Annotated in this window: 13 protein-coding genes; all 13 read left to right on the forward strand. The window is 62.9% G+C overall.

From position 1 onward, the window contains the following. The first annotated feature begins 23 nt into the window (after nt 1–23). The 13 genes from IPM84_26325 to IPM84_26385 all read left to right on the forward strand — a co-directional run bounded on the left by IPM84_26325 (nt 24) and on the right by IPM84_26385 (nt 20063). Nucleotides 24–1400, forward strand: a complete 1377-nt coding sequence (locus IPM84_26325) for a PD40 domain-containing protein (GenBank protein ID MBK9096207.1) — start codon at nt 24–26, stop codon at nt 1398–1400. Nucleotides 1401–1519: 119 nt separating this feature from the next. Beyond that, complete coding sequence (locus IPM84_26330; GenBank protein ID MBK9096208.1) at nt 1520–2098, forward strand: ATP-binding protein; 579 nt, start codon at nt 1520–1522, stop codon at nt 2096–2098. Then, nucleotides 2064–2438 (forward strand): (2Fe-2S) ferredoxin domain-containing protein, encoded by a 375-nt coding sequence (locus tag IPM84_26335; protein ID MBK9096209.1) that lies wholly within the window; start codon nt 2064–2066, stop codon nt 2436–2438. Before IPM84_26330 ends, IPM84_26335 begins: the two co-directional genes overlap by 35 nt. Before the next feature lie 178 nt (nt 2439–2616). Continuing rightward, nucleotides 2617–3546: a hypothetical protein gene (locus tag IPM84_26340; protein MBK9096210.1), complete on the forward strand. Its 930-nt coding sequence runs from the start codon at nt 2617–2619 to the stop codon at nt 3544–3546. Continuing rightward, on the forward strand, nt 3452–7594 hold the full coding sequence (locus IPM84_26345) for a hypothetical protein (GenBank protein ID MBK9096211.1): 4143 nt from the start codon (nt 3452–3454) through the stop codon (nt 7592–7594). The genes IPM84_26340 and IPM84_26345 overlap by 95 nt, the downstream gene beginning before the upstream one ends. A gap of 773 nt (nt 7595–8367) precedes the next feature. Next, nucleotides 8368–9543, forward strand: coding sequence for a PD40 domain-containing protein (locus tag IPM84_26350; protein MBK9096212.1), 1176 nt, complete (start codon nt 8368–8370; stop codon nt 9541–9543). 360 nt (nt 9544–9903) lie between these two features. Further along, nucleotides 9904–10701: a hypothetical protein gene (locus IPM84_26355; protein ID MBK9096213.1), complete on the forward strand. Its 798-nt coding sequence runs from the start codon at nt 9904–9906 to the stop codon at nt 10699–10701. Nucleotides 10702–10770: 69 nt separating this feature from the next. Beyond that, nucleotides 10771–11244 carry a ferritin family protein gene (locus IPM84_26360; GenBank protein ID MBK9096214.1) on the forward strand — a complete coding sequence of 158 codons (474 nt, stop codon included), beginning with the start codon at nt 10771–10773 and terminating at the stop codon, nt 11242–11244. A 25-nt stretch (nt 11245–11269) separates the two neighbouring features. Continuing rightward, nucleotides 11270–14434: an FAD-dependent oxidoreductase gene (locus IPM84_26365; protein ID MBK9096215.1), complete on the forward strand. Its 3165-nt coding sequence runs from the start codon at nt 11270–11272 to the stop codon at nt 14432–14434. A 76-nt stretch (nt 14435–14510) separates the two neighbouring features. Then, nucleotides 14511–17276 carry a formate dehydrogenase subunit alpha gene (fdhF, locus tag IPM84_26370; protein ID MBK9096216.1) on the forward strand — a complete coding sequence of 922 codons (2766 nt, stop codon included), beginning with the start codon at nt 14511–14513 and terminating at the stop codon, nt 17274–17276. Between the two features lie 158 nt (nt 17277–17434). Further along, entirely contained in the window at nt 17435–18322 is an 888-nt protein-coding gene (locus IPM84_26375; protein MBK9096217.1) for a formate/nitrite transporter family protein, read from the forward strand. Nucleotides 18323–18475: 153 nt separating this feature from the next. Continuing rightward, nucleotides 18476–18913 carry a hypothetical protein gene (locus IPM84_26380; GenBank protein MBK9096218.1) on the forward strand — a complete coding sequence of 146 codons (438 nt, stop codon included), beginning with the start codon at nt 18476–18478 and terminating at the stop codon, nt 18911–18913. Further along, the gene (locus IPM84_26385) at nt 18852–20063 is read left to right on the forward strand and encodes a hypothetical protein (GenBank protein ID MBK9096219.1); all 1212 of its coding nucleotides are present in this window, start codon (nt 18852–18854) and stop codon (nt 20061–20063) included. The genes IPM84_26380 and IPM84_26385 overlap by 62 nt, the downstream gene beginning before the upstream one ends. The last annotated feature ends 10 nt before the right edge of the window (nt 20064–20073 follow it).

Here is a 20073-nt window from a genome sequence, read left to right on the forward strand (position 1 = left end):
AAACCATTCTCCGGAGACTGAGGATGAAACGTCTACTTTTTTTTGTCGGCAGATTGTCAGGACCGGTGGCTCTTGCTGTCTTGGCCGTTGCTGTCATCTTATCCCTCAAAGGGATACAGGATAATACGGCGCCGTCACCTCAGGCGTTTCAGTCGCCTATTGAAACGCCGTCTACGTTCGTGCCTACTAAAATACCCGGCACAGCCTCGCCGACGTCCATTATCCCTGTTTCTCCGCATCCAGCCACTGACACTCCGACACCCGGCAGAACACCATCGGTAGAGCCAACTCGACTATTGACGGCGACTCCCGACGGTACCGACACGCCTTCACCCACGCCGATACCCATGGTGATCACGACTCTACCACCGGGGCAAAAAATAATCTACAAGCAATATGATAATAGCACGATGAGTATTTGGGCAGCGAGTGCGAGTCACCCTGAGCTCAGACAAATGCTTTTCACAATTTCGGATCCTCAGCGATTCGGTATACGAGCAGGCATATCATACGACGAAACAAGAATCGCTTATACTGTTCTTCCTTCTGATCGCTCTCTCGATCCATTTGCGGCTGATCTGCGATTGGCGAATATGGATGGTTCACAGGATCAATTGTTGGCGACGCAAGTAGACATTGGCCGATTCGTCAATTATCCTCTATGGTCACCAGATGATCAGTGGATTGCCTTTAGTCGTCAGACAGCATCTGAACCACCTTTCGTTCAAACCATAAATGCCCTCAGTTTAGCGACGGGGCAAGAACTCACATTGGTGAGCGCCGATGAATCTACCTGGCTTTGGCCCCTCGATTGGTCTCCAGATGGTCGTTATTTTTATTATATCCGCGGTACGACACGCGCTGAGTTGTGGCGTGTGGATCTTGGCTACGAGAGGAATGAGTACCTGCGTCTTGTCTGGGATGGGACAGTTCCGCGTTGCTACTTCTTATCTCGCAATGGAGAGTGGCTGCTATGCACGGTATTGGAATCACGAGATCCGGTGCGTTATGCCGTCATTGTTGTTCCTATCACAAGTCCGGGTGAAGTCGAAATATTGATCAGCGGAGCCACGAACGATCTCTACAATCCTATTTGGTATGTTGATAGTCGGGAGATCACATTCAACCTATCTGTGCCAGGTAGCGAACAAGTCAAACTCCAGACTATTGACTTGCAAACACGATTTATTAGAACAATGTTGGTTGCTGAAGGCATGTCCTTCACACCTAGAAGTTGGTCGCCTGATGGTCAGTGGCTGGCAGTGCAACAATTTCCTGAGGATAATCACGATTTGCTGGTGATGGATTACGACGGCATCCGAGTCAATCGCGTGCCACGGTCTGAGGGCATAGAGATAATCAAATGGATAACTCGCGATCTTCCGAGTCCCGGTCACTAAAGGGACAGTGGGAGCTGAGAGTCGAGTATGATGAAAGAGGATGACAAAATGGCCGGCTTGCCACCAATGGTAGCGACTAGCAGTGACAACGTCAAGCGTTTAGGTAAGGATCAACCAGCGTGCGCGAACTATCCTTGCACATCCTGGACCTGGTGCAAAACGCTCGTGAGGCGGGCGCCAGCCGGGTCAGCGTGACGATCGAAGAGAGGTGCGCGGCCGACCGCATGACGATTTGCATCGCGGATAACGGCCGGGGCATGGACGCCGCCACGATCGGGCGAGTGACCGACCCGTTCTTCACGACGCGGCGCACGCGTCACGTGGGGCTGGGACTTCCGCTGGCGGCGGCGGCCGCACAGCGGGCCGGCGGCGACCTGGCGATCGTTTCGCAGCCGGGGCAGGGAACGGCCGTCACGCTGACCTTTCAGTTGAGTCATTGGGATCGGGCGCCGTTGGGAGATATGCCGGCCACGCTGCTGGCGGTCCTGTTGGGGAGCGAGGCGTTCGACATGGTGTACACGCACGTCGTGGATGCCAACCGATTTAGCATAGACAGCGCCGAGCTGCGCGGGGAACTGGGAGAGGTTCCCCTGACGCACCCGGCGGTGCAACAGTGGCTGGCCGACTATCTGGCCGAAGGGGAAAGAGCAATCTATGGCAAAGCTGAAGACACTGGAGGATCTGAAGCGCATCCGTGAGGAGGCGCAGCAGACCTTGAAGATACGCCTGGACACCGGCACGACGATTACGGTGGGCATGGGCACCTGCGGCATCGCGGCCGGCGCGCGCGACACCATGCGCGCCATCCTGGACGAGTTGGCCGGTCGCGACATAGATGCGCACGTCGCCACGGTGGGCTGCATTGGCATGTGCGCCCGTGAGCCGTTGGTGGACATTCAGCAGGCCAACCAGCCGCGCGTTACGTATGGCAATGTGCTGCCGGCCATGGTGCCCCGGCTGATCGAAGAGCATCTGATCAGGGGCGCGGTCATCGAGGAGTGGGTGGTGGGCCGCATCGAACCGGCTGTGCAAGGTTAAGCATCGGGAAAATACATTGTTTTCTGGCGTAACTTTCGCGCAACCAGGGGCCCAAATGGCTCTCAGGTGTGCGCCATGGCACATGGTGAAAGTTGAGAAGGAGTCCGTTGCCTTGAGATCGTTACCTTCCCCGTTCGTTTGTCAGCCTGGCAGGCGTTCAGCGCAGAGGCGTGGCGGCGTGCGGCTACTGGTCGCCATGCACCTGCTGGTCATCGCCAGTCTGCTGTTTTCAACGACAGCGGCGGCGATGCCACTGAGCAAGCCTGGCTCGCGCGCGGCTGACGCGACGCAGCGGACTTTGGCGCGCACACGGCCATCGGCAACGGACATGAACCAGCTACAGCCGTTCTTGAGCCTGGCGGCCACGGTCAGTCCGGAGGCGGCCGCGGCTGGGGAGCGGGTGCTGCTGCGTTGGGAGGTGATGAATCTCGACCGCCAGGTGGTGGAGGGTATCACGTTTCAGGCGGATCTGCCTGACGGGTTGCTGGTGACGCCGGCCGAAGTACCGCCTCCCCTGGTGTACGATGCAGCCACCCGCCGCCTGACGTGGGTCATGGCCCCGCTGCCTGCGGGCGGCGTTGATGCAGTGACGCTTCCGGTGCGGCTCAGCGGTCGGCGGGTGGGGGATGTGGTGACGGTGCGGGCAGAACTGCGCCTGGCTGACGGACGGTCAGCCGCCAGCGCCGAGGCCGGGGTACATGTGCTGCCTCCAGCCGCGCAAGCCACCCGCATCGGGCCGGAAGGCGGCCGCGTGATACTGGAGGAGGGGCGGGTTACGCTGACCTTTGCGCCCGGTGCAGTGGCGGAAACGGTGATGGTGTGGGCGCGGTCGTTGGGACGACCGGTCAATGCGCCGGGAAATGTGCAGCGCAGCCATGAGTTCGTGGTGCGCGGGCGGAGCGGCGACGAGATCCACACCTTCAGCCAGCCGGTGACGTTGACCGTGTACTACCCGGAGGGCGAGCCGGTCGGCGGGCGCTTGTTTGTGGCGGGCGGACACGGGCGCGTGGGAGATGCTGCCGACGACCTGGGATGCCATGGAAGGAGCCTTGGTGGCTGTTGTGCCGCACCTATCGCAGACGGCGGAAGGCAACAACTTCGCCCCTGAGATCATGCCCAGTCTGCGCGGCTGGCAGAACGACCTGTTCAGCGGCTCAGCCAGCTACGATTACCCGCTCAGTCTGCCACCGGGGCGGGGTGGGCTGACGCCGGACGTGGCGCTGCAGTTCAACAGTCGCAGCCGGTCGGAAGATGGCGGCCACAGTTCGGTCGTGGGTGCGGGCTGGAAGCTGAGCGCGGACAGCTTCATCTACGGTACACCGTGGTTGATGGGCAGTGCGCCGAACACCTGGCGTGTGGCGGGCGCGGCGTTTAGCGAGGCAGGCTCCGGCGGCGCGGTGTACCTGAAGGAAGCGCCCACATGGCGCATCCTGTACGCTGGCACAGGGGCGGATGCCTATGCGCCGGATGGCACGCGCTATCACTTCGAGCGTGCGCTGAGTGACTGGTTTTGCAGCGGCACAACCTGGCAGCAGCGCGGCGACAAGTGGGCGCTGCAGTATGTGCTGGACCCGGTGGGCAACCGCATCAACTACACATACGATACGGCCCTGCCGGTAGACCCGGTGGATGTCAATAGCCACGCGGGCAACTATGGCGATCGCGTACGCGGCGTGCGCATCAGCTCGCCATGCGCCAACGGCGGCGCAGGCGGCGAGGAGACCGTCACTTACCTGTCGCAGCTGAATCTGGTGCGCATCAGTTACAATCCCAACAATGGGAGCGATCAGAGTGTGATTGACTTCACGTACGCCATCACACGCACCGATGCCGCGCTGAGCGACCCGGCCGACACCGGCGCCTGGGCGCACTACACCACGCGCTTGCTGACCGCGGTGAAGGTGAAGCAGGGGGGCAGCCTGATCGCAGCCTATAAACTGGGGTATGATTTCTTCGACGACGGGGTGGCCGACCGGCGTCTGTACGCCTTGCGCAGCATGCAGCGTTGCAGCGACGATGCTCTGAGCAATTGCCTGCCGGCGACGACTTTCAGCAACACACGTAGCCAGGTGCAGCAGATGAACAACGGCTACGGGGGCAGCGTGCGCCTGGGGTATGGAGCAGACAACGTCATTGCCACCCGCACCGTCACCGACACCGTGACAGGGCAGGCGAACACCTGGAGCTACAGCTACGTCGGCAAGATTGACGCCGCGGGTTATCGCTATGTCACGGAGACACTGCCCTCCAGCCTGGGAACCGGCCATTGGGCCAGTTATCAGTATCAGGATGCGAGTGCCGGCGAGGGGTTCCGCGGCAAGGAGATTCGGCAGATAGGCACGAGCGGGAACCAGAAGCAGACGGAGCGGGTGCGCACCTGGAGCGGAACCACGGTGGGCGTCTATGGCGGCGCGCAGTTCGTTTACCTGGGCCAGGAACTGCAAACGACCTACGACAAGGACGGGGCCAACCCCGTGACGCGCAAGACCGAGTACCTCTACGAGCCTGACCACCAGGGCAATGTGCAAGCCGGCAATTTGACGCGGATCAAGGAGTACAGCGACAGCACGACGCTCTATCGCAGCACGGAGCGCTGGTATTATCCCAAAGTGGACATCGGCGCCGGCAAGTACATCGTGAACCGGTTGGGCCAGGAGAAGCTGTGGGACGCGGGCAACGTGTGCCAGGGCCAGACGCGACGCATCTACGATACCACTGGCTTCGACCAACACCAGGCGCCGCCTACGCAGGGTCTTCTGAGGGAGGTTTGGCAGGCGAAGGTGTGCGCCAGCGCCAGCGCGAGTGATTGGCTGCGGCCGGCGCTCTACGGCTATGATGCGGCGACGGGCAACCTGGTCAGCGAAACCGCAGCCAACGGCACGGTTGCCAGCACCAGTTACGATACCACCTTCGCCACCTATGCGACGAGCGTGACCGTGATGCCGACTGCGAGCCTGGGTGGGATGACTTTGACCACCAGCTATGCCTACTACGGCATCAACGCTGAAGCAGGCGGCGTGGGGCTGAAGGGTCAGTTGCAGAAGGAGACCGATGCCAATGGGGCGATGACGCGCTACACCTATGATGCGTTCGGGCGTGTGGCCAGCCTGCGCCTGCCCAACGTGACTTTCAGCGAGGGCGCCAGCGAGCGTTACACCTACACCGATATGGCCGGCGCTAACCAACCGTTCAAGATCGAGCATTGGCTGCGCGACGACGGTCCGGGCGACGGTCTGCGTTACGATTACAACTTCTACGATGGCCTGGGGCAGGCGCTGCAGGTGGAGGCGGAAGGAGAGGCGTCGAGCGTGGTCAGCTCACGCTACAACGCGCTGGGACTGGTGGTGCAGCAGAGCGTGCCCTACACCCTGACCGTTGGGCTGGGGACCTACGAGCCGGTGAGCAACTGGGGTAGCCTGGTCAGCACGCAAACCGCCTATGACGGGTTAGGGCGGGTGATCCAGGTGGTGCAGGCGGACGGCACGACGATGCGCACCTACTACCATAAGCGGCAGACGGCCGTGATTGATGCGGCGAACCATCAGGCGATCTCGGAGAGCGATGCTTTTGGGCGGCTGGTGAGCGTCAAGCAGTACGATCTGACATTGGCAGCAGGGGCTGCGCCGAATTGGGGTGCGACGGTCTACGGGCAGGCCAGCTATAGCTACGACGTGGCCGACCGGCTGACGCAGATGACCGGGCCGGACGGGGCGGTGACGACGATCGGGTACGATCTACTGGGGCGCAAGACGAGCATGAGCGACCCGGACATGGGCGCATGGAGCTATGCGTACGATGGGGCAGGCAACCTCAAGCGGCAGGCGGATGCGCGGGGGCAACAGATTTGCTTCTACTACGACTCGCACAACCGGCTGGTGGGCAAGCACTACCGCAACGATCAGAGTTGCCCTGCAACAAAGCCAGCGACCTATGGAACGAACGGCTTGCTGGTCGCATATCTCTACGACGGGGGCACGAATGGGCTGGGGCGGCGGACGCAGGCTGATGTCTACAATGCGGGCGGTGCGCTCAACAACCGCGTGGCCTGGACCTATGACGCCCGCGGGCGGGTGACGCAGGAAAGCCGGGTCATCAACGGCACGGGCGGCGGCACGTTCGTGACGCAGTGGGGGTATGACTCGGCGGATCGGCCGATGTGGCAGAAATACCCGGGCGGCAACGGCGGGCAGATCGGCGAGCAGGTCAGCTACGCGTACACGGCGCAGGGCTTGCTGAAGAGCGTCAGCGGCTGGAACACCTATGTGGGCGACACGTTCTACAACGTGCGCGGGCAGGTGACGGAACGCCGGCTGGGCAGCACGACGGGGGTGGTGAAGCAACAGTATGCCTACAGTGCGGCCGAGAACTTCCGCCTGGTCAGCCTGAAGGCGGGCACGAGTCCGAACTACGACAACCAGCAGAAGATCAGCTACACCTACGACGACGATGGCAACATCCAGGCTATTGCCGATGCAGCGGCGTATGGCGGCAGCCAAACCCAGGCCTTCGCCTACGACACCCTGGATCGCCTGAGCACAGCCCAGGCCAACGGCTTGACCGCCTACGGTGGCTACACCCAGCGCAGCTATGCCTACAACAATGCGGGGAACATCGCCAATTTCGAGGGCGCGGCCTTGACCTATCAGGATGGCGCCCACAAACACGCCGTGACGCACATCGGCGGCGTGCAGAAATACTGGTACGACGCGAACGGGAACGCCACGCGGCGCATCGCGGGCAGCCAGGATGTGACGCTGACCTATGACGCCGAGAATCGCCTGACCGGCATGAGCGGCGGCGTCACATCCAGCTATGTCTATGATGGGGACGGCAACCGGGTCAAAGAGACCATCAGCGGCGTCACGCGGGTCTTCGTGGGCAACACTTACGAAGTAGACAACGGGACGGTCAAGAAGTATTACTATGCGGGCAATGTGCGTGGCCGAGAGCAGCGGCGGCACGCTCTACTATCTGCTGGGCGACCATCTGGGTTCGCAGGCGTTGACACTGACCAGCGCCGGTGCGCGGCTCAACACCAACACCGAGCTGCGCTACATGCCTTACGGCGCCGCACGCTATACCGCACAAACGACGCCGACGACGTTCAACTTCACCGGTCAGCGCAAGGACAGCGGGAGCGGCTTGCTGTTCTATAACGCCCGGTGGTATGATCCGACCGTCGGGCGGTTCTTGCAGGCCGATACGATCGTCCCCCAGCCGCAAAACCCGCAAAATCTCAACAGGTACGCCTACGCGGCCAATAATCCTCTACGTTTCGTGGATCCCTCAGGCCACCGAGAATGTGAAGACGCGGATTGTCGAAAAACATGGCCGGCGCGTCCACCCAATCCATCACCACCTGGGCAGACCAGGTACACCTGGCTCCGCGGCGCGCCAAACCCGGGGGGGGGGCCCCCCCGGCGCCCCCCCCAAACCCGGGGGGGGGGGGGGGGGGGGGCGCGCCCCGGCGGCCCGGCGCGCGGGGGGGCCCGGGAGCGGGCCGGAAAAGAAAAAACACACCCGCCCCGGGGGGGCGCCCCTTCCCCGGGGGGGCAAAAAAAAAAAGGCGCCCCGCTCCCCCCGGCCGGGGCGGCCGCCCCCCCCCAAAAGAGAGGGGGGGAAAGGGGGGGGAGGGAGATACGGGGGGGGGGGGGGGGGGGGGGGGCCCCACACCCCCGGGTGGGGGGGGGGGTGGGGCCCAACCCCTTGCCCCGGCGGGCGGGGGGGAAAGGAAGAAAAAGTGGTAACCGACGGTAATGTATTGATCGTTACTCCACTCGACACAGGATACGGTTTGTCCGCTAATCAAATAGACATCTATATGGGGATTGACTTTGAGCAACCAGACTGGATTTGGGGATCGAATGCGCATCCTCAAGCCTATATCGTACCATAGCCGTGATGGCCAAGTGAACGAAGGGATCTATATGTGAACATGCGATTTTCCGTATCTGACTGGCAGTTCAGCCGCTGGCTACTGCTTCTTACTACGATCTTGCTCATGGGGGCATGTGTTCCCTCTACACCACCGCCAGCGTTAACATCGTCTTCTGGTCGACCCACAGAGACGCCGACTGCCGCTGGCCGGGATACCCAAGCGCCAACCATTGCGCCCGCCACCCCAACAAAGGCGGCTTCCGTCACACCGACGAGCGATCTTGCTCTCTCTATCGCCACGCCATCTCTAGCGCCATTGAGTGGTCGTTTCGTATTTGAACATGGTGGTAATCTGTCTATTGTCAATGCAAGCTGTGTGCAGCGAGCAGGTACCTGTGAACGCGAGAGTGTCCGGTTAACAAACGTTCCAGACGGATTTGAGGTTGCTGGCTCTTGGGATCTGACAGCTTCTCCGGATGGTAATAAAATAGCCTTTGTTTACAGGAAATACGACACCACAACAACATTGGAAACGGGAGACATCTACGTCCTGGACATTGCAGAGTGCGTAGCGATTGAGGGGGGGTGCCCACCGGAACGTTTCGTGCGTCTCACCACAGACCCAGGCAAGGATTCTTCTCCCGCTTGGTCGCTGGAAGGCGACAAAATCATTTTTACGCGCCAGGATCTTGGGCCCTACAGCTATGGTAGACACTTGTTGTACGAGATGAAGCCAGATGGATCTCAGCAACAATTGTTGATGAGCGAAGCGCGACAGCATGACTTAGGGCCACACCAGGTTTCGTGGTCCCCAGATGGCACCCGGCTGGTTATGTCAGCGTATGGTGATACAAGGCTGCCAGTGATCTTTGTCTTGCGCCTGAGTGATTTTCAGTTACAGCAAATCACCCATCTGCCAAGCGAACCTGACGAGGGACAACACTCTCGGCCGCGTTGGTCGCCGCGCGGAGATAAGATTGTATTTGAAGGTGACCAGTTCTTCGATTTTGGCGGTTACCTCATCAATCCTGACGGTACTGGTTTGACTCGCCTACCCCTGGATAATGGACCTACCAGGTTCGCCTGGTCACCAGATGCGAGCAAGTTTATCTACGCAGGTTCGTGTAAACCGAACGGGACGTGTTTGTTTCTGGCCAACGCGGACGGTAGCGAGCCGCAACAACTGACGCAGCACTGGGCACCAACAGCAACGCTGTGGCTGCCCTGACCTTGCTGGGGCACTAGTACGACACCAACGCCTGCCCTGAGCGCAGTCGAAGGGGCAACGCCACGCGGCGAAGTGGGTGGTGGGACGCATCGAGCCGGCCGTGCAAGGTTAGGGGCCGTCATACAATAGGTGTTGCAGGTCCCACGCTTGCCCACGGGGCACAGATGAAATGCTTATTTCATGACGGCCCCTTAGCATTCGTTTTTGATCTATTTCGGGCGTCACCAGAGGCCCAAGTCGCTCTCAGGTGTGCGCGATGGCATCATGTTGAAAGTCGAGAAGGAGTCCGTTGCCTTGAGATCGTTACCTTCCCCGTTCGTTTGTCAGCCTGGCAGGCGTTCAGCGCAGAGGCGTGGCGGCGTGCGACTGCTGGTCGCCATGCATCTGCTGGTCATCGGCAGTCTGCTGTTTTCAACGACAGCGGCGGCGATGCCACTGAGCAAGCCTGGCTCGCGCGCGGCTGACGCGACGCAGCGGACTTTGGCGCGGCCACGGCCATCGGTCACCGACACGAATCAGCCACAGCCGTTCTTGAGCCTGGCGAGCTTGCAGGCTGGCAACGCCGATCCCTACACCAATCTGCAGAACATCAGCTACACCTACGACGACGTGGGCAACGTGCTGAAGATCAGCGATGCGGCGGCCTATGGCGGGAGCCAGACGCAGAGCTTCAGCTACGACACCCTGGATCGGCTGAGCACAGCCCAGGCCAGCGGCTCGACCACCTACGGCGGCTACACTCAACGCAGCTATGCCTACAGCAATGCGGGCAACATCACGAGCTTCGAGGGCGCGGCCTTGACCTACCAGAACAGTGCGCACAAGCACGCGGTGACCCACATCGGCGGGGTGCAGAAGTATTGGTACGACGCCAACGGCAACGCGACGCGGCGTATCAACGGCAGCCAGGACGTGACTCTGACCTACGATGCTGAGAACCGGCTGACCGGCATAAGCGGCGGCGTCACCGCCAGCTACGTGTACGACGGCGATAGCAACCGTGTCAAGGAGACCATTGGCGGCGCGACTGTGGGCGACACGACGGAGTACGATCGGCTGGCGGCTGGGCTGCGACAGTGGATGGCGCGAGGCGCCGCGGGCGCCACCACCCTCGATGCCCTGGAGAATGCGTTGAGAGAAGCTGGGGTGATTCCATGAGAGAGCGGGCGAGAATCCAATTTCGCGGTGAGAGCGAGGCGTTCGAAACTACATGGAGGAGAAAACAAAATGACAGACCTACCACCAATCCAGGAGATTGTTGAGCGGGCGATTCGATTCGAGCAGGAGTCGGTGCAGCTTTACAGCAACGCGGCGCTGGTGGCGCGCAACGGCCATGTCAAGGCGCGGCTGGAGGAACTGGCGGCCGAGGAACGCGGCCATGTCGAGAAGCTGGAGAGTCTGCGCACCACCAACATCCGCTGGGCCATCAGGCGCAGCCGCACAGAACGCGGGACCATCCCTGATCTCAAGCTGGCCGAAACCCTGGCACCGCGGCAGTTGGGGCCTGATGCCGATACGCAGGATGTGATGGTGGTGGCGATGCAGCGTGAGAAGGCCGCGGCCGAGTTCTACCAGGCGATGGCGAAAATGGTGGACGACCCCCTGGCGCGCGGCCTGTTCGAAATGCTCGCCAGTGAAGAGATGCAGCACAAGTACAACGTGGAAAGCACGTATGAAAAGGCTGTCTACAAAGCCTTTTGACCATGACCAGGAGCGCCTGAAACCGATGGCAACAAACAATTTTCGAGCTAACATCCTCGTGTGCGGGGGCACCGGCTGCACCGCCTCCGGGGCGCACGAGTTGGTAGACAACCTGCAGGCCGAGATCGCCCGCCAGGGCCTGGCGCGTGAGATCGAGGTGGTGCCCACGGGCTGCCGCGGCTTTTGCGCCATGGGCCCGGTGATGATGATCTACCCCGAAGGCATCTTCTACACGCAGGTGCAGCCGGCCGATGTGCCGGAGCTGGTGGAAGAGACCCTGCTCAAGGGACGCGTGGTCGAACGCCTGACCTACCATGAGCCGAAGGACCAGGCCGCGCTGCCCTTCTACAAGGACATTCCATTCTACGGCAAGCAACTCCGCATCGCCCTGCGCAACTGCGGCATGATTGACCCCGACAGCATCGAGGAGTACATTGCGCGCGGCGGCTATGAGGCGCTGGGCAAAGCGTTGACCAGCATGAGCCAGGAAGATGTGCTGCGCGAGATGAAGGACAGCGGCTTGCGCGGGCGCGGCGGCGCAGGTTTCCTGGCCGGCCTGAAGTGGGAGTTCTGCTACAAGGCGCCCGGCAATGTCAAATACGTCATCTGCAACGCGGACGAGGGCGACCCCGGCGCGTTCATGGACCGCTCGATCCTGGAGGGCGACCCGCACAGCGTGATCGAAGGGATGATCATCGGCGCGTACGCGATTGGCGCCACGCACGGCTACATTTACTGCCGCGCGGAATACCCGCTGGCGGTCAAGCGCCTCACGCAGGCGATTGCCCAGGCGCATGAGCTGGGCCTGTTGGGCGAGCGCATCCTGGAGAGCGACTTTTCCTTCGACATGACCGTGAAAGAGGGCGCGGGCGCGTTCGTCTGCGGCGAGGAGACCGCGCTGATGGCCTCCATCGAGGGACGCCGCGGGGAGCCACGGCCGCGGCCACCCTTCCCGGCCGTCTCCGGCCTGTGGGGCAAGCCCACGAATATCAACAATGTGGAAACGTGGGCCAATGTGCCGCAAATCATCTCCAACGGCGCCAAGTGGTTTGCCAGCATCGGCACCGAGAAGAGTAAGGGGACCAAGGTCTTTGCCCTCACCGGTAAGGTCAACAACACCGGCCTGGTCGAGGTGCCGATGGGCATCACCCTGGGCGAGATCGTCTACGACGTGGGCGGCGGCATTCCCAACGGCAAGAAGTTCAAGGCGGTGCAAACCGGCGGCCCGCTGGGCGGCTGTCTGCCGGCCACGCACCTCAACACACCGGTGGACTATGACAGCCTGACCGCGGCCGGCGCGACGATGGGGTCGGGCGGCATGATCGTGGTGGACGAAGACACCTGCATGGTGGAGTTCTCCAAGTTCTTCCTGACCTTCTCCGCGGCCGAGAGCTGCGGCAAGTGCATCCCCTGCCGCATCGGCGGCACGCGCATGTTGGAAGTGCTGACCCGCATCACCGAGGGCAAAGGCACGATGGCCGACCTGGAGCTGATCAAGGAGCTGGCAACCGGCATGCGCACCGGTTCGCTGTGCGGTCTGGGCCAACTGACGCCATCGCCGGTGCTGAGCACCATGCGCTACTTCCTGGATGAGTACATCGCGCACATCGAGGAGAAGCGCTGCCCGGCCGGCGCCTGCCAGCCGCTGGTGCGCGCCGGCTGCGTCAACGCCTGCCCGGCGCAGGTGGACACGCCGGCCTACCTGGCGCTGGTCGCGCAGGGACGTTACGCCGAAGGGTTGGAGATTCACCGTGAGTCCAACCCCTTCGCGCTGATCTGCGGCCGCGTCTGCCCGGCCTTCTGCGAACACAAATGCCGCCGCGGCCAGATTGACACCCCCATCGCCATCCGCATGGTCAAACGCTTCATGGCCGACCAGGAATACGAGCAGCCCTGGACCCCGCCCATCTACCGGCCGCCGCAGCGCAAGCGCGTTGCAGTGGTGGGCGCCGGCCCTGGCGGTCTGACAGCCGGCCTGCGCCTGGCCCAGCAGGGCTACCGCGTCAGCGTTTTCGAGGCGCTGCCGCAGCCGGGCGGTATGATGACCTATGGCATCCCCGCCTATCGCCTGCCGCGTGCGCCGCTCTTCTCCGAAGTCGAAAACATCAAGCGCGCCGGCGTGGAAATCTACAACAACATGGCCCTGGGCCGCGATTTCAGCCTGGACGATCTGCAGAAGACCGGGGTTAAGGTCCAGGCGGACGCCAGCGCCGGCAACGGCAACGGCCGCGGCGTCACCACCCTGCCGCCCTTCGACGCGGTTGTCCTGGCCCTGGGCAGCCACAAGAGCCGCAAGCTGCAAATCCCCGGCGAGGACAAGACCGGCGTCTACCACGGCGTGACATTCCTGCGGGAGATTGCGCTGGGTCATGCGCCGGACGTGGCCGGTAAGCGCATCGGCATCGTCGGCGGCGGCGATGTGGCGATTGACGTGGCGCGCTCAGCCTGGCGCCTGGGCGCGGCCGAGGTGCATGTCATCTACCGGCGCACCGAGGAGGACATGCCCGCGCACAAGGAAGAGATCCATGCCGCGCACGCGGAGGGCGTGCAGTTCCATTTTCTGGTCAACCCGGTTTCTGTGCTGGGCGACGGCCAGGTCACCGGGGTGTGCCTGCGGCCGCAGCGGCTGGCCGAGTTCGATGAGGGCGGGCGCCGCCGGCCCAAGGCCATCGAAGGCGCAGACTTCGACCTGGCGTTGGACATGCTGGTACCGGCCATCGGGCAGACCACCGACTTCGACTGGATGCCTGCGGACGACAGCAGCGTGCAAACCAACTGGAACAGCGTGCTCAAGACTGATGACGCGTTCCAGACCACGCGGCCCGGCGTGTTTGCCTGCGGCGATGCCGTCAGCGGCCCGGCCACGGTCGTCGGCGCGGTGGCGCAGGGCAACCAGGTGGCGCAGGTGGTGGATCACTGGCTGCAAACCGGCCAGGCGGTGCGGCCGATCATCCAGGCGAAGCGCCACGATTTTGCGCAGACGGTCAACCTGGATGATTACACCGACGCCGAGCGCCCGCTGATCCCGTTGATTCCGGTCGCCCGCCGCCTGCAGGGCGACGCCTTCCAGGAAGTGGAGACCGGCTTTGATCTGGCTACTGCGCAGGCTGAAGCGGCCCGCTGCCTGCGCTGCGATCTGGAGTGGCTGCAGCGCATGAAGCTGCCGGTGCCGAAACGTGAGTTCGCTTAGACACAAGGACTGAGGGGCCAGGCTGCCGCCATCTTCAGGACAACGGCAGCCGGCACTGATTTCACATGGAGGTTCGATGCCAACCATTACGCTGACCATTGATGGCCGCGAGGTACGAGTGCCGCAGGGCATCTCTGTCCTCGATGCGGCGCACAGTGCGGGGATTGACATTCCCGTGCTGTGCCACCATCCGGCCCTGCCCCCGGAGGGCGCATGCCGCCTGTGCATGGTGCAGGTGGAAGGACAGCGCGGCCTGCAGCCGGCCTGCACCTTCCCCGCGGCGCCAGGCATGGTGGTGCAGACCGAAACCCCGCAGGTTGTCGAGTCGCGACGCTTTGCGCTCAACCTGCTCTTGTCCGATCACCCGCTCGACTGCATGACCTGCGACGCGGCCGGCGATTGTCTGCTGCAAGACCTGGCCTATCAGTATGACGTCAAAGAGAGCAGTTTCAAGGGGCGCCAGCACGACTACGCCATTGACCGCTCCAATCCGTTCATCCAGGTGGATCGCAACAAGTGCATCCTCTGCCGGCGCTGCGTGCGAGCCTGCAACGTCATCAACGGCGTGGAGGCGATCAGCGTGGTCTACCGCGGCTTCGATGCCCACATTGCCTTCGGCGCAGACCAGGGTATGCAGGACAGCCCGTGCGAGTTCTGCGGAAGCTGCGTCTCGGTCTGCCCCACGGCCGCGCTGATGCCCAAGGAGGCGATCGGCAAGGGGCGCACCTGGGAGTTCGAAAAGACGGTGACGACCTGCGCGTACTGCGGCGTCGGCTGCCAGTTCGAGGTCAACGTCAAGAACGGCAAGGTCATCAAGGTGACGCCATCCTGGGATGCCGCGGTCAACAAGGGCTGGACATGCGTCAAGGGCCAGTTCGGTTATGATTATGTCAATCATCCACAGCGCCTGACCACCCCGCTGATCCGGCGCAACGGGCAGTTGGAGCCGGCCACCTGGGACGAGGCGCTCGATCTGGTCGCCGGCCGCCTGCATCAGATTCGGCAGGAGAGCGGCCCGGACAGCATTGCGGTGCTGGCCTCGGCCAAGGCGACCAACGAAGAGAACTATTTGCTGCAAAAGATGGCGCGGCAGGTCATCGGGACGAACAACGTTGACCACTGCGCCCGCCTCTGACACAGCGCCACTGTGGCCGGTCTGGCCACTTCATTCGGGTCAGGAGCCATGACGAACTCGATCGAGGACGTCGCGACCCAGGCGAAGGCTTACTTCGTCATTGGCTCCAACACGACCGAGCAGCACCCCGTGATTGGGATGCGCCTGCGCCAGGCGGTCAAGCAGCGCGGCGCGAAGCTGATCGTGGCTGATCCGCGCAGCATTCCGCTGACCGACTTCGCCACGCTGCACCTGCGCCAGCGGCCCGGCACCGACATTGCCCTGCTCAACGGGATGATGTATGTGCTGATCAACGAGGAGTTGTACGACAAGGAGTTCGTCAGCCAGCGCACCGAGAACCTCGAGGAGATGAAGGCGGTAGTGATGAAGTACCCGCCGGAAGTCGCCAGCGAGATCACCGGCGTGCCCGCGGCGGATATCATCGAGGCGGCGCACATCCTGGCCGCAAACAAGCCGGGCGCGCTGCTCTACGCGATGGGCATTACGCAGCACCGCACCGGCACCCACAATGTGATGTCCTGCGCCAACCTGCAGATGCTGTTGGGCAACATGGGTGTGCCCGGCGGCGGCGTCAACCCGCTGCGTGGGCAGAACAATGTGCAGGGCGCGTGCGATATGGGCGGCCTGCCCAATGTCTACTCCGGCTATCAGCAGGTGGCGGTGGACGATGTGCGCAAGAAGTTCGAAGGCGCCTGGGGCGTGCCTCTGCCGCCCAAGCCCGGCTTGACCGTGGTGGAGATGATGAACGCCGCGGAACACGGCCAGATACGCGCGATCTACTGCATGGGCGAGAACCCGGTGCTAACCGACCCCGACAGCAACCATGTGCGGCGCTGCCTGACATCGCTCGATCTGCTGGTAGTGCAGGACATCTTCCTGAGCGAGACTGCCGCGCTGGCCGACGTAGTACTGCCGGTTGCAAGCTTCGTGGAGAAGGACGGCACCTTCACCAACACCGAACGCCGCGTGCAGTTGGTGCGGCGCGCGCTGCCTGCCCCGGGGCAAGCGCTGGCCGACTGGGAGGTGGTGATGGCGCTGGCGCAGCGCCTGCTGGCTCTCCGTACCAGCGGCGATGGCAGCGGCCGCCCCGAAGGTTCGCACGCGGGTTGGGAGTACCTCTCCCCGGCCGACATCATGGATGAGATCGCCAGCCTGACCCCCAGCTATGGCGGCATCCATCACTGGCGCCTGCAGAAGGCGGGCCTGCAGTGGCCCTGCCCCAACGACAACCACGCGGGCACTCCGATCCTGCACATCGGCAAGTTCACGCGCGGGCTGGGGCGCTTCAGCGCGGTCGAGCATGTGCCGCCGGCCGAACTGCCCGATGCCGAGTTCCCCCTGACGCTGACCACCGGGCGCCAGCTCTGGCACTACCACACCGGCAGCATGACGCGGCGCAGCAAGGGCCTGAATGCGCAGTCTCCCGAAGGCTTTGTGGACATCAACCCCGAAGACGCGCAGCCCAGCGCTATTCACGACGGCGATTGGGTGCAGGTGATCTCCCGTCGCGGCGAGCTGAAAACGAAGGCGCATATCACCGAAGATGTGCCGCCGGGCGTCGTTTTCATGACCTTCCACTTTGCAGAGGCCCCCGTCAACGCCCTGACCAACCCGGTGCTCGACCCCATCGCCAAGATTCCCGAATACAAGGCGTGCGCGGTGGCGATCAAACCGGTGACGAACGGGTACGGTAACGGAACGCACTGAGCGATTGAAATCGCGCTGATGGGCGTACCGCCGGGCGTCCACCTACGTGGACGCGCTGCAGGTCGGCGTAGGCCGACATGGCGGCGGAACGCCCTTTAGCCCCGAATTCATTCGGCAGAAGGACGTGTGAAAGTCAACTCAAGGAGGAGTGACAAGTTATGGCAACCGAATTCGATGCATTAGTTCCTGCGGACATGGCCGCGAAAGCCGAGACGATCGGCATCAAGAAGGCAGGCATGGACCTGCTGACGATGTTCGCCCTGTCAATCCTGGCCGGCGCCTTCATTGCGATGGGCGCCATCTTCTCGACTACCAGCGTGGCCGGCATGGCCGGTGTGACCCCCTACGGAATCATTCGCCTGGTGGCCGGGCTAACCTTCACCCTCGGCCTGATCCTGGTTGTCGTGGCCGGGGCGGAGCTCTTCACCGGCAACAACCTGATCGCCATGGCCTGGGCCGGCGGCAAGGTCAGCACCGGCGCGCTGCTGCGCAACTGGGTTGTGGTCTACGCCGGCAATTTTGTCGGCTCGATTGCCACGGCCTATCTGATGTTCCTGGGCAGGCAGTACACCTTCGGCGGCGGCGCGATTGGCATTACCGCGCTGAACACCGCCAACGCGAAGACAGGCTACGACTTCATGCAGGCTTTCGTCCTCGGCATCTTCTGCAACGCGCTGGTCTGCCTGGCCGTCTGGCTGTGCTTCAGCGCACGCAGCACCACCGACAAAATTATGAGCATCATCCCGCCGATTGCAGCCTTTGTCGCGGCCGGGTTCGAGCACAGCATCGCCAACATGTACTTCATCCCCGTGGGCCTGTTCATCCAGACCGACAGCGCCTGGCTGGCCTCCCTGGGCGATAAAGCGCCCAAGTTAGCCAATCTGACCTGGAGCAACTTCTTCATCAACAACCTGATCCCAGTCACATTGGGCAACATCGTCGGCGGCGCGCTGATGGTGGGACTGGTCTATTGGTTCGTCTATCTGCGGCCGAAGCAGATGCAGACGCCGCAGACGGCCGGCAAGCCGTTGGCGGCCGCGAAGTAAGGCCTCACCTCACCTCACCCCCTGCCCCCTCTCCACAAGTGGAGAGGAGAGGGGGGAAGGGGGGTGAGGTGCGGCCCAACCGTTTTAGCTTGCGTGTGGTTGGTTTTGTGGTAAGATGTGGGCAGAATTCTAGCAAACCACCTGGAAGGCGCCATGACCCACGTCATCTTTGCCCGTGTGCAGCCAGAGGAAGTCCGCATCAACGAGACCTACCGCCATGAGCAGACGCTGGGGCGCACGGTGCTTGTGCCCACGGCCCAGGCGCCAACCGGCCAGATCAGCGTGGCGGTCAGCTATGATGGCTACCAATCGTTCACGCGGCAGGCGCAGGCCGATGTGCGGCATCAGTGGTGGCGCTTGCAACCGCGGCCACTGGCAACGACCGCGCCCTCACGCCTGCGCCGCGTCATTTCACCGCTGAGCCAGCGGGTAACGGCCACGCATCACCGCGTCATCCACCTGGTGCGGCGCCGCCAGCCTGGGACGCCTGCCGCGGTGAGCGTCCCAACGCCGCCCGCCGACGCGCTTCATGGGGCATCTGTTGCTCGACAACTACGGCCGCACGAACCTGGGCGCTGGCTTCGACCTTGAAAATAGCTTTGGCGCCTTACCGCTGCGCGTGCCGATCCACGGCGACGGCCTGGACAATCTGCATCAACTGCTGGACGACCGCTGCGCCGCCAAACTCACGTTCGATTATGTGCCGCAGACGCTGGCCGTGAGGCCGCTGCAAATGACCGTCGAGATGAGCGACAGCACGACCCCCGCCTGGCCCCCGGCCACGGCCAGCCAGCAAGACGTGCTGACCTTCCTCAGCCAGACCGCGCAGACGGCTGAGGCGTCGGACCTTGTGCGCTTTTCGTTTCAGGTGGAGCTGCACCTTCCCCGTACCAGCCTGCCGGCCGGACAGATCGTGACGATCAAGCAGATGTGGTTGGAATGGCCTCAGCCGTTGTCGGTGCCCCATCAGGTAGCCCGGTTGATGTTGGGCGGGAAGACAGCAGAGGCGGAGGCGCCCGCGCCCGTTCCTGACCTGGTGTATAACCCCAGCAAACGACACCTTGCCTGGGGCGGCGTGGTGCTGTCTGCGCATCCCACGCCGGCCCGGCCAGACCTGATTACCCTGGTCAGCCCACCCATGCACCTCATCAGCCAGCGCCCGGCCGACCTCTACCAGGTGGATAGCCTCGACGGCGAGGTGGAGATCGAACTGCCTGGCCTGCTGCTCTCCGGGCTGCAAACCTTTTACTACGACGGCATCGGCCGGCGCCTGGATCAGGTCAAGCAAGAGAAGATCAGTTGCCTGCTCCTGCACTTCAAGCTCATCCTGGCGGACCTCTTTGCGCAGCGGCAGGTTTTGCTCTATCGCCAGGCACACGTGCCCAACGCGGGGCTGCGTGGCTTGCGGCTGCCCGAGCTGGAAACGCACCTGGCCGACAGCAGCTTCCGCATCACGCGCGTCGTGGAGAACAGAGTGGCTGGCAACGACTGGCAAACCGTATTCGGCGTGGAACCGAGGGCCAGACCGCAATCGCTGCAGGCGTGGGTGGTGCTTGGTGGCCGGCGCTCCACGGCCACGCGCGGGAATAATCTCTACAGCCTGGCGACGGTCACGCATAGCGAACTCGACATCCAGTTGCACTGCCTGAGCAGCGCTGAGCACCTGGAGACGGCGTTGACGCTCAATCGCCTGCAAACCGCGCTGATCGCCCATTTCGAGCAGATGGGCGCGGAGCAATAAGGCAAGGGTG

The sequence above is a fragment of the Candidatus Amarolinea dominans genome (assembly GCA_016719785.1).
GTDB lineage: Bacteria > Chloroflexota > Anaerolineae > SSC4 > Amarolineaceae > Amarolinea > Amarolinea dominans.

Bases quoted from the DNA above. Each gene is read 5' to 3' on its own strand.
- IPM84_26345 (MBK9096211.1), top strand. From the start codon at position 3,452: ATGCTGCCGACGACCTGGGATGCCATGGAAGGAGCCTTGGTGGCTGTT.
- IPM84_26325 (MBK9096207.1), top strand. From the start codon at position 24: ATGAAACGTCTACTTTTTTTTGTCGGCAGATTGTCAGGACCGGTGGCT.
- IPM84_26365 (MBK9096215.1), top strand. From the start codon at position 11,270: ATGGCAACAAACAATTTTCGAGCTAACATCCTCGTGTGCGGGGGCACC.
- IPM84_26360 (MBK9096214.1), top strand. From the start codon at position 10,771: ATGACAGACCTACCACCAATCCAGGAGATTGTTGAGCGGGCGATTCGA.
- IPM84_26385 (MBK9096219.1), top strand. From the start codon at position 18,852: ATGGGGCATCTGTTGCTCGACAACTACGGCCGCACGAACCTGGGCGCT.
- IPM84_26375 (MBK9096217.1), top strand. From the start codon at position 17,435: ATGGCAACCGAATTCGATGCATTAGTTCCTGCGGACATGGCCGCGAAA.
- IPM84_26380 (MBK9096218.1), top strand. From the start codon at position 18,476: ATGACCCACGTCATCTTTGCCCGTGTGCAGCCAGAGGAAGTCCGCATC.